Source organism: Sphingobacteriales bacterium (assembly GCA_012517435.1).
Classification (GTDB): domain Bacteria; phylum Bacteroidota; class Bacteroidia; order CAILMK01; family JAAYUY01; genus JAAYUY01.
The window spans coordinates 1-10,712 of record JAAYUY010000142.1; the positions used below are offsets into that span (position 1 = coordinate 1).

The window sequence follows — 10,712 nt, forward strand, 5'->3', positions numbered from 1 at the left end:
ACTCCACCGGTACCATGCAAAGGAGTGTAAACAATTCTGATCTTTTCTTTTCCGGCAATATCAGGGTTAAGGAGCTGCTTTTTTACTTCTGAAAGAAAGGCTTCATCTACCTCTTTCCCGATTTTTTCAATCATTTCCGGATTTCCTTTGGTTTTTACCTCAGCAATGCTTTTAATCTTAAGCACTTCTGCAATGACATTTTTGTCGTGATGAGCTACCAGTTGTGCACCATCGTCCCAATATACCTTGTAACCATTATATTCTTTCGGATTATGAGAGGCAGTGATAACGATTCCGCTCTGACATTTCAGATACCTGACTGCAAATGAAAGCTCCGGTGTAGGACGCATGCCATCGAATAAAAACACCCTGATACCATTGGCAGTCAGGACGTTGGCCGTGGTAGAGGCAAAAAGGAGGTTATTGTTGCGACAGTCATAGGCAATAACCACCTTAATCTCCTGCCCTGCAAAGCACTGATTCAGATAATTGGCCAGCCCCTGGGTAGCCATCGAAATGGTATAAACGTTCATACGGTTTGTACCAGGTGCCATAATTCCCCGCATACCTCCCGTGCCAAACTCCAGATGGGTATAAAAGGCATCTGTCAGTGTTTTAGGGTCATTTTCAAGCCAGTTGCTGACTATTCTTCTCGTTTCCTCATCAAAGGGTTCTTTTGTCCATATTCTGGCTGTTTCAATAATTTTTTCATCCATTTCTGTCATTTTCCTTTCATTTTAAAATATTCATTTCCTTCAGGCAATTTTTCAGGCTGGACTGCCACCAGGGAATTTTTATGCCAAAGTCATTTTTTATTTTCGTTTTATCAAGTACACTGTAGGGTGGCCTGACGGCTTTTGAAACAAATTCATGTGACCTGACAGCTTCCGTTTCACACGCTATCCCGGCCAGTTCAACAATGGTGCAGGCAAAGTCGAACCAACTGACTGCCCCTTCTCCCGAAAAATGATAAACACCTGATTTTCTATAGTTTTCATGAAAAATAATTTTCATCACAGCTATGGCCAAATCATAGGCATGAGTAGGATTACCAATCTGATCATATACTACCCTGAGCCGGCCGGTTGTTTCCGCTTTGTTGAGAATTGTTTTGACGAAATTGTTCCCAAATGCCGAATACAGCCATGACGTCCTGATAATCAGATAATCCGTACAAATATTTATGATTTCAAGCTCTCCGTCCAATTTTGTTTTACCATAAACGGAAACAGGAGCAGGCCTGTCGGTCTCAGTGTATGGGATATTCTTTTGACCGTCAAATACAAAATCAGTTGAGAAATGAATCAGCCTGATATTCTTTTCTTTACAAATCAATGCAAGATTTTTCACTGCCTGGCGATTTATCAGATCAGCCCGCTCAGGTTCATCTTCTGCTTTATCGACAGCCGTATAGGCAGCACAATTTATCAGTACGTCAAAGCGTTTATCAGAGAAGAATCCGACCAAAGCCTTTTCGTTTGTGATGTTTAGTTCATCAATATCGGTAAACAGAAAGCGGGTATCAGGAAAATTTTTACTGATTTTCTTAAATTCATTTCCCAGTTGTCCGTTTGCTCCGGTCAGCAGAATATTTTTCATCAGATGGTTTCAGTTTATCAATAAAAGGCAATTTTTGGAGCATGCTAAAATACAACATGTAAATAATCCCGTGAAAATTGTTAATAAGTCAGTTTTAGCCACCTCAAAGTGCAGTATATTTTTGTATCGTTTAAAATATAAGATTCTATGCGTAAAACAATATCATGTCAGGGTTTGTTGCTGATTATCCTTATCACCCAACTGAATATCAGTAAGCTGAAGTCGCAGCCCACCCTCATCGACACCGACCCTATCAGTGTTTTTCATTCAGCCAATGAATTGTATCTGAATGAAAAATATCAGTCAGCCATTGACAGGTTCAGGGAATATGTCCGCCTTGACGACAGTTATCTTTTAGGTGCCCGTTCAGAATTTCTGATTGCCAGTTCGGCAAAAGAGCTGAATTTAAGCACTACCGAAGCCCTGTTCCTAAGTTACATGGAAAAATATCCTGAACAAAACAAGGATAATTCAGTATTTTTCGAGCTTGGAAAATTCTACTTTTACAAGAAAAAGTACGACAATGCACAAAAATGGCTGAGCGAAATCAGCAATCCCCGCAGCTTAGGTCAGGCCGAAAGCCATGAATTTTATTTTATGCTCGGGTATTGTTTCTTCAGGGATAAAAAATATGACAAGGCTTTGACAGCTTTTTCCAGAATTGATGAAAACAACAACAATTATTTCGGGCTGGCAAATTATTACAAAGGCTGCATTTATTATCTGCAGGACAAGCCTGAAGAAGCGCTCAAAAGATTTCTGAAAATTGAAAAAGATGAAAAATTTAACAGGATTGTCCCTGCCTACATTACACACATCTACCTGCTTCAGAAAAAATACAATGAGGTAGTTACCTATGGCGAAAAAGCCCTTCAGATCGCCAAAATCGAGCGTGCCAACGACATTAAAGCCTATATGGCTGAGGCTTATTTTCAATTGAAAGATTATGAAAAATCAATGTCTTTTTACAAGGCACTGCTGGATGCCGGACATAAATTCAGTGAAAGTGACTTTTACAACTATGGCTATACATTATTCAAAAACGGACAGTATCAGCAGGCCATCAGTATTTTTTCAAATATCGTCATCAAAGAAAATGAGCTCGGGCAAAATGTATCATTTCTGATGGGAACAGCCTACCTGCTGACCGAAGACAAATATAAGTCAAGAAACATGTTTTCTTTTGCTGCCAAATTTGATTTTGATAAGAACGTAAAGGAAATCAGTGCTTTAAACTATGCAAAACTTTCTTATGAACTGGGTTTTGACAAGGAAGCCATCAGCTCTCTGAAAAAATTTATCACCGATTTCCCATCGAGCAGCTATCTGGAAGATGCGCAGTCGTTATTGAGTCAGTTGCTTGTCAACACTTCAAATTACAAAGATGCCATTGAAATCATCGAGGGACTTAAAACCAAAAACAATAATCTGATTGTTACCTATCAGAAACTCACCTATTTCTATGCCCTTGAATTTTTTCAAAACAAAAAATACAACAAGGCTAAAGAATACTTTATCAAATCAATACAGACCAATGTTGACAAAAAATATACAGCACTGGGTTATTTCTGGCTGGGAGAATGTTACTATCAGCTTGGAGAAATTGAAAATGCACAACGAGAATATAAAAACTTTGTCTGGGTCAGTGAGGCTAAAAAAACGCCTTATTACAGCATTGGTTTTTATAACCTGGGATATACCTACTTCAAACAGGAAAATTATCAGGAAGCCCGGTCAAATTTCAGCAAATTTATCTCTCTCGAAACAGAAAATACCCGTAACAACAGGGTAAGTGATGCAACCGTACGTCTTGCAGATTGTTATTTTGCTTTAAAAGACTATCCAAATGCCATCAATTACTATAATAATGTGATCAGCAACAACACACAGGATGTCGATTATGCCCTTTATCAAAAAGCCATCATCCTTGGGCTTCAGGATAAAAACACTGAAAAAATGGATGTTTTACGTCTGCTGACCACCCGCTACACCAGTTCGCCTTATATGGATGACGGATTGTTCGAAATAGCCAACATGCATTTTATGACAGGCGATTATACATTGGCACAGACTAAATTTAACTATCTGATACAGGAGTTCCCGAAAAGTCCCTATTATCTTGCTGCAAAACTCAAGGTAGGACTGTCGTATTACAACATGGACAGAACCGAACAGGCACTTCAGGTTTTCAGGGAAATAATCACCCAGTATCCCTATTCAGCAGAAGCCAGAGAAGCTTTCAAAGCTGCAAAAGAAATTTATATTGATATGGGCAAAGCAGATGAAGTCTTTAAACTCATGCCCCAGCAAAGCCTGACATCTTCTTTTCAGGATTCAACCACCTATAATTCGGCATTCAGCTATTTTAAAAAGGGTAAATATGCCGAAACCATTACTAACATGGAAAAATACCTACAGAAATTCCCCAACGGATATTTCTCGGTAAATGCACATTATTATCTGGCTGTCAGCGCTTTGTCATTATCCCGTAAAGAGACTGCCCTCGAACATTTTGAAGAGGTCATTATGAAAAGCCCGAATGAATTTGTGGAAAAATCTTTAAAAAACGCAGCAGAAATAAGATTTTCCATGATGAACTGGGAAAAAGCCCTTCAATATTATATTCAACTGGAAGAAATTGCCATCATTCGCGACAATACCCTGCTGGCACTTGCCGGTCAGATCAGGTGTCATTATAAACTGGGTGAATATCAGCAGGTAATTCTCAAAGCACAGAAAATGCTGGGTATTTCTTATGCCTCAGCAGAAAACAAAACTGAAGCCAATTATTATATCGGGAAAGCCCAGCTTGAACTGAAAAATTACGACCTCGCCCTAAATTCTTTCAAACAGGTAATAGATGCCAATCGCGGAGACCTTGGCGCTGAATCAAAATACCTGACTGCCTATATTTATTTTCTCAAGGAAAACTACGACCAGACCATAGATGAAATTCTTGAGCTTAAAGACAAATTTGCCAATAATGATTATTATGTAGCCAAAGGATTTATTTTACTGGCTGATGTAATGGTCAAAACGGGGGACTTGTTTCAGGCAAAAGCCACACTTCAGAGCATCATCGACAATTATCAGGGAGAAGAACTTAAAAAAGTAGCAGAAGAAAAACTGCTTGAAATTGAGGGACTTGAAAAGAATCTTGAAAATTCACAAAATGGAAATAACAATGAATAAGAAAAGCAATATTATGAAACCGGTATATATCATCTGCATTTTTGCTTCATTAATGCTTTCGTTCAGCCTGCAGGCTCAGCAAACCGATACCAGTAACAAAGCTTTTAGCGAAACCGTTGATGTAGTCAGGCCATACCAGCCAAAAATCACAGATGCTGTCAAACTGGATGTGGTGCCTTCCGGTGAAAAGCTGGAAATTCAAAAGCCGCAGATTACTTACACTGCCAAGGCAAAACAATTTCAGGTACAAACCACCAATACCAACAAACTTCCGGCAATTAATTTCACCAAATCACCACGTAAAGATTTCGATCACTTTTTTATCAAGGCAGGTGCCGGTAATTACATGAATATCCTTTTTGATGCCAACTATAATTCCACCATGCTGCCCGATCGTTCACTCTCGGTCAGGCTGCTGAATCAAAGTGGGAAATCTACCTTCAAATACAGCAATTATGGTGAGCAGCTTGCCGATATTACCGGAAGAATGGAATTTGGAAACAAATCGCTGTCCGGAAATATATTTGTGAAGAACAACAGATACCACTTTTTTGGCTACTCCCCTGCCGATAGTGTAAATGCTGATACCATCGATCCGCTGAAAATCAGGCAAAATTTTCTGGTTGAAGGATTTAAAGCCTCCTTTAACAATGAACTAACCCCCAAAGAAAAAATCCGTTACTGGACAAGCCTTGATGTTTACAACCTGAACGATTTTTACAAGAAAAATGAGTTGGGACTTGGTTTCTATGGCAAGATAGAACAGTATTTCAGCGACAATCCTATCCGTTTCGAAGCTTTGATACACCATTACCTGCACTATAATGCGAATACTCCCAATTCGCACCGTACTTATTTCAATGTGCAGGCTGAATATATTTTTATCCGCGATAACTGGCGTGCTGAAATAGGTTTTGCCGCCCCAACGGAATCAGACACACTTGTTGCCAAGACACATTTCTATCCGAAAATTCTGCTCGAAGCCAGTCTGGTTGAAAGCTATTTCAACATCTTTGGCGGATTGACAGGCAACCTGACTGAAAATACTTATTTTTCAATTGCAGAAGAAAATCCATACACTGTTCCGTACTATGAACTCCGCAACAGCAACAATAAATTTGAAATCTTTGCCGGTGCAAAAGGAAGTATCAGCAGTAAATTCCGCTACCTTTTCAGATTTTCCTACCACAACCTTGAAAATGTATTACTTTTTGTAAACGATACCATCTCTGCCAATAATTTCCTGCCTGTTTACGATTCTTCAAATACCAATCTGACCAAAATCCATTTTGAGGCTACTTTTAATCCGATCAGCAATTTGTCGTTTTTTGCCAGCTTCAACTATAACCAATACGACCAGAATCCACCCGAACCCAAGCCATGGCATATTCCTGCTTTTGAATCAAAATTTTCAGCTCAATATTGCATCCAGAAGAAAATATATTTTAACCTTGATTATTTCTTTTTTAGTAAACGATATGCCAAAAACTGGGACGACTTAACCAATCCCATTGAGCTGAAACCCATCAACGACCTCAATCTGGGCATTTCCTACAAGTTTTCAGACAGGTGGGCCATTTTTTTCCAGTTTAACAACCTGCTGAATGACAAATACAGTTACTGGAATAATTATGAACTCAGAGGGTTTCATTTCCTTGCAGGCGGCAAAGTCAATTTCTGATGCCACATTAATTCTTTTGCTGGCATACGTTTTGACATTCTCCTCTTAAACCTTTATATGTGCCGATATATATTTCTGGTATTCCTCACGCTTATAATCAGCATTTCAGAAATATCTGCACAGCAATTAATGGGTTTCCCTGCAAAAATCGTAGATGGCGATACAATGGCCTTAATCTCTCTCAGGGAAGTGGTCATCACCGGGAAGATGTCGCCTGCCATGCGGAAATGGTATAAGCGAAACGAAAAACTCATCAGGAATGTCAGAATTGTTATGCCTTATGCAAAAGCAGCAGCAGCAAGGCTGGAACAGATTGACAGGGCTATGGCTGGTATTAAAAATGAAAAGGTTAGAAAACAATATTACAAAGAGCAGGAAGAAAAACTCATTCAGGAATATGAAGCTGAAATGAGAAAACTCACCTTTTCGCAAGGGAAACTACTCATCAAGCTTATCGACAGGGAAACCGGAAAGTCTTCCTACAAAATTATTTCAGAATACAGAAGTTCGTTTACTGCTGCATTCTGGCAGGGTTTTGCCCGTATTTTCGGATATAACCTGAAAGCTACCTACGATCCGTATGAAGATCAGGATATTGAAAGGGTTATCAAACTGCTTGGATACGAATAAAAGCGGTTATTCCTTCTCTTCTTCTTTCTCTTCCTGTGTTTTTTCAGGATAAAAATTTTCAGGGATGGGATATGATTTATGGCTGCCTTTCTTTAAAATTGCTTTTCTTTTCTTGATTCTATCCATCAAAACGCCTTCTTTTTTTGTTAATTTTCCTCCTGGCATAACTTCAAATTTTCTGCAAAGGTAAATCCTCTTTTGGCAAATCAGCAAATTAATAAAAAATATAGTTTATTCCTCCCGAAATTCCTTCATGAATGATCTTTCTTTCGTTTTTGATCCGCTCAAAGACTTCGCTGTTGCCGTTTTTCACTTTGACCATCATGACCCCAAAAACAATCTCAACTTTATATTCGTGTTCCAGAATTTCTTTCAGGCTCATGGCAGGCTCCACCGGCTGGCTCAGACAAATAAACATGCTTTTCTGAAAAATACTTTTGTAATTCACTTCAAGGTTGAATTTTTTACAAAGTAAATCAATCTTCTCAAGCGTACTTTGACCGGGGGAAATACCGTTTAACGAAGTTAATATGAATAAAATCTTATTTTTCCGGTGAATAATGACAGGTATATCAGGAAACTTCTCAGCCTGAGATGTAATAAGTGTCCCGCAACAGGATTTCTCCTGAAACATCCTTACTTCCAATGGAATACGGCTTTTTTTGACCGGTTGAACCGTCCGGTGATGCAAAACCTTTGCTCCTAATCCGGTAAGCTCTGCGGCATTATCATAATTCATTTCCTTAATCTGCACTGCCCATGGATAATATTTAGGATCGGCATTGAAAACACCCTGAACATCTTTCCAGATGATAACCTTGTCAGCCTTCATCACAGCTCCCAATACAGCAGCCGTATAGTCGCTTCCCTCCCTGCCCAGCGTAGTGGTCAGTCCGTTTTGCTGAAAACCGATAAAACCTTGTGTAACCGTAATCTGATGAAATCCATTGTTCATCTCCTCCAGAATAAGTTTCCTTGTTTTATCCTCATCAATACAGGCATTCCGATGATGCTGGTCGGTGCTGACTGTTTTCCGTGCATCCAGAAAATAACTGTCAAAACCTTTGTCAAGCAGATAATGATGTATAATACTGCTTGAAAACACTTCCCCAAAACTGACAACCTGATCGTACAACACCTCATAGGGATAACCGGCATATTCTTCAAACTTATTTTTCAAGTCGTTGAAATGCTGCCATAAAGAGTTGATAACCGGATGAAAATTATGAAAATCAAGCTGGTTGATAAAACTAAAATGAAAAGATTTGATGCTGTTAAAAGAATCATTAAATGTCTGACGGTTGTGATAATAATCAGAAATAAGGTTTTCGAGGCGGTTGGTGGTTTTATCAAAAGCAGACACCACTATGAATAATTCATCATGCTTAAATTCACTCAGAACCCTTGCTAATGTCTTTAATGAAGACGGTTCTTTCAGAATTCCACCACCAAATTTAAAAATTTTCATCAAACGATATTAAATTAATTTTGTTTAACTATAATTGTACCCTGATTTAAAAATAACTTATAAAAAATTTTCTGCAAAAATAAGTAGCTATGTTAAGCAAAGTAACTACCCTGAATCAATTTATTATTGAAAGGCAGGCAGACTTTCCGTATGCCAAGGGCGACCTTTCCAGTTTATTGAGCGATATCGGAATAGCAGCCAAAATCATTTACCGTGAGGTAAGCAAAGCCGGCCTTGTCAATATTCTGGGGTCCCTTGAACAGATTAATGTTCAGGGAGAAGAAGTTAAAAAGCTGGATGATTTTGCCAATCAGCAGTTGATTACTGCCCTGAAAAACGGGGAAGAATGTTGTGCTCTTGCCTCCGAAGAGATGGAAGATTTTCTGCCCATCAATCATAAAAACGGGAAAAACCCAAAATATGTGGTGTTATTCGACCCGCTTGACGGCTCGTCCAATATTGATGTAAATGTATCGATAGGCACCATTTTCGCCATATACAGACGCATCAGTGAGCCCGGAACGGTAAGCACAATAGAGGATTGCCTGCAGTCGGGACGGAATATGGTAGCAGCAGGTTATATCATTTACGGTTCATCGACCATGTTGGTTTATACCACCGGAAACGGGGTAAATGGCTTTACGCTCGATCCTTCTATCGGTGAGTTTTGCCTGTCACACCCCGATATTAAAATTCCGAAACGTGGAAATATTTATTCCCTCAATGAAGCTAATTTTGCTGAATTTTCCGAAGGACTGAAAAAATTCATCAACTATATCAAGGATGAAGGAATAGAAGAATACGGGAAATTTTCCTCCCGCTATATCGGCACATTGGTCAGCGATTTCCATAGAAATTTATTAAAAGGAGGCATTTTTATTTACCCGGGGTCGAAAAAAAATCCAAATGGAAAACTACGCCTTGTCTATGAAAACAACCCAATGTCTTTCATTATTGAACAAGCTGGCGGAAAAGCTACCGATGGAAAAGGAAAAAACATCCTCGACTATAAACCTGAGAAATTACACCAGAGAACACCCTTATTTATCGGCTCTTCAGACCTCGTTGACCTTGCCGAAGAATTCATACAGCGATACGGCTGATGACAGACTGACATATTCTTGTGGCTTTCACCATTTTGGCATAATTATTATTATTTTTGAGGCTTAATTTAAAACTATCATCAACCCAATAACAAAAGAATTATTTTTTTAATGACAGAAAAAAGAGAAGCCACTTCACTGGAGCAATTGAAAAACACTATCATTCAGGCTATTCAGGACAAAAAAGGGAACAACATTGTCAGCATCGATCTCAGGAATCTGAAAAATCCGATTACCGATTTTTTCATCATTTGCCACGGTACATCCGATCGTCAGGTGGAAGCTATCGCAGAAAATATTGAAAAAGAGGTATTTCTGAAAAACAAGGAAAAACCTTTTGTCAGAGAAGGCTATCAAAATAAGGAATGGATATTGATTGATTACTTCGATGTCATTGTTCACGTTTTTTTGGAGGAAAAAAGAACATTCTTTGATCTGGAATCACTTTGGGGAGATGGTATCTTAACGACTTATAACTAATATTTATGGCTACTAAAAAAGAAGATAAAAAGACTCATAACCCGGAAAATAACGGCAACCTGCCCGGAGAAAAAAAGAAATTTAACTTTTACTGGGTTTACATACTGATTATCATTGTTTTGTTTGCAACTTACCTCATTCCCACCGAATATAGCAAGGAAACCAACTGGGTTGAGGTAAAAAAGATGATTGAAAAGGGTGATATTGAAAAATTTGAAGTCATCAACAATGAAATGGTCTTTGTTTACCTGAAAAAAGAAGCACAGGAGAAGGATGATTACAAAAACGATTTAAAAAAACCAGCCTTGGGAACTAACCAATCTGGCCCTCACTACCGGTTTAATATTCCGGATCCGAAGGATTTTCAGGAAAATGTAGATAAAATCACCACCGAAAAAGGCCTTGAATCCATCCCCATCAGCTTTAAGAAAAAACAAAACTGGGGACGGGAAATCTTCAGCTGGCTTATTCCCATCGGCTTAATGGTTTTGCTATGGGTCATTATCATGCGAAGATTTTCAGGTGGCCCGGGAGGTGCACAGATATTCAATATCGGTAA

Annotated in this window: 9 protein-coding genes; 6 read left to right on the forward strand and 3 right to left on the reverse strand. The window is 38.8% G+C overall.

Features of this window, described 5'->3' with window-relative positions:
• Positions 1–716, reverse strand: a 716-nt coding sequence (locus GX437_08055; GenBank protein NLJ07607.1) for a phospho-sugar mutase, incomplete at its 3' end; no start/stop codon positions are given.
• 16 nt (positions 717–732) lie between these two features.
• Positions 733–1,599 (reverse strand): dTDP-4-dehydrorhamnose reductase, encoded by an 867-nt coding sequence (rfbD, locus tag GX437_08060; protein ID NLJ07608.1) that lies wholly within the window; start codon positions 1,597–1,599, stop codon positions 733–735.
• Between the two features lie 147 nt (positions 1,600–1,746).
• Here rfbD and GX437_08065 point away from each other — a divergent pair, with 147 nt between their 5' ends.
• The 3 genes from GX437_08065 to GX437_08075 are packed head-to-tail and all read left to right on the forward strand — an operon-like array spanning position 1,747 to position 7,102.
• Positions 1,747–4,791 (forward strand): tetratricopeptide repeat protein, encoded by a 3,045-nt coding sequence (locus GX437_08065; protein NLJ07609.1) that lies wholly within the window; start codon positions 1,747–1,749, stop codon positions 4,789–4,791.
• Complete coding sequence (locus GX437_08070; protein ID NLJ07610.1) at positions 4,784–6,472, forward strand: TonB-dependent receptor; 1,689 nt, start codon at positions 4,784–4,786, stop codon at positions 6,470–6,472. Before GX437_08065 ends, GX437_08070 begins: the two co-directional genes overlap by 8 nt.
• Before the next feature lie 57 nt (positions 6,473–6,529).
• A complete protein-coding gene (locus GX437_08075; GenBank protein NLJ07611.1) occupies positions 6,530–7,102 on the forward strand; it encodes a DUF4294 domain-containing protein in 573 nt (190 codons plus the stop codon).
• Between the two features lie 214 nt (positions 7,103–7,316).
• Here GX437_08075 and GX437_08080 read toward each other — a convergent pair whose 3' ends face one another.
• A complete protein-coding gene (locus tag GX437_08080; GenBank protein NLJ07612.1) occupies positions 7,317–8,570 on the reverse strand; it encodes an aspartate kinase in 1,254 nt (417 codons plus the stop codon).
• An 89-nt stretch (positions 8,571–8,659) separates the two neighbouring features.
• On the opposite strand from GX437_08080, the gene fbp reads away from it, so the two are divergent.
• The 3 genes from fbp to GX437_08095 form a co-directional block, all read left to right on the forward strand.
• Entirely contained in the window at positions 8,660–9,673 is a 1,014-nt protein-coding gene (fbp, locus tag GX437_08085; GenBank protein ID NLJ07613.1) for a class 1 fructose-bisphosphatase, read from the forward strand.
• A gap of 111 nt (positions 9,674–9,784) precedes the next feature.
• Positions 9,785–10,153, forward strand: a complete 369-nt coding sequence (gene rsfS / locus GX437_08090; GenBank protein NLJ07614.1) for a ribosome silencing factor — start codon at positions 9,785–9,787, stop codon at positions 10,151–10,153.
• Positions 10,154–10,158: 5 nt separating this feature from the next.
• Positions 10,159–10,712 (forward strand): hypothetical protein (locus GX437_08095; protein NLJ07615.1); only part of this gene is annotated, 554 nt, incomplete at its 3' end.

What these genes read in the sequence shown, in the direction of transcription:
- rfbD (NLJ07608.1), bottom strand. Translation starts at nt 1,599, where the DNA reads ATGAAAAATATTCTGCTGACCGGAGCAAACGGACAACTGGGAAATGAA.
- GX437_08065 (NLJ07609.1), top strand. Translation starts at nt 1,747, where the DNA reads ATGCGTAAAACAATATCATGTCAGGGTTTGTTGCTGATTATCCTTATC.
- GX437_08070 (NLJ07610.1), top strand. Translation starts at nt 4,784, where the DNA reads ATGAATAAGAAAAGCAATATTATGAAACCGGTATATATCATCTGCATT.
- GX437_08075 (NLJ07611.1), top strand. Translation starts at nt 6,530, where the DNA reads ATGTGCCGATATATATTTCTGGTATTCCTCACGCTTATAATCAGCATT.
- GX437_08080 (NLJ07612.1), bottom strand. Translation starts at nt 8,570, where the DNA reads ATGAAAATTTTTAAATTTGGTGGTGGAATTCTGAAAGAACCGTCTTCA.
- fbp (NLJ07613.1), top strand. Translation starts at nt 8,660, where the DNA reads ATGTTAAGCAAAGTAACTACCCTGAATCAATTTATTATTGAAAGGCAG.
- rsfS (NLJ07614.1), top strand. Translation starts at nt 9,785, where the DNA reads ATGACAGAAAAAAGAGAAGCCACTTCACTGGAGCAATTGAAAAACACT.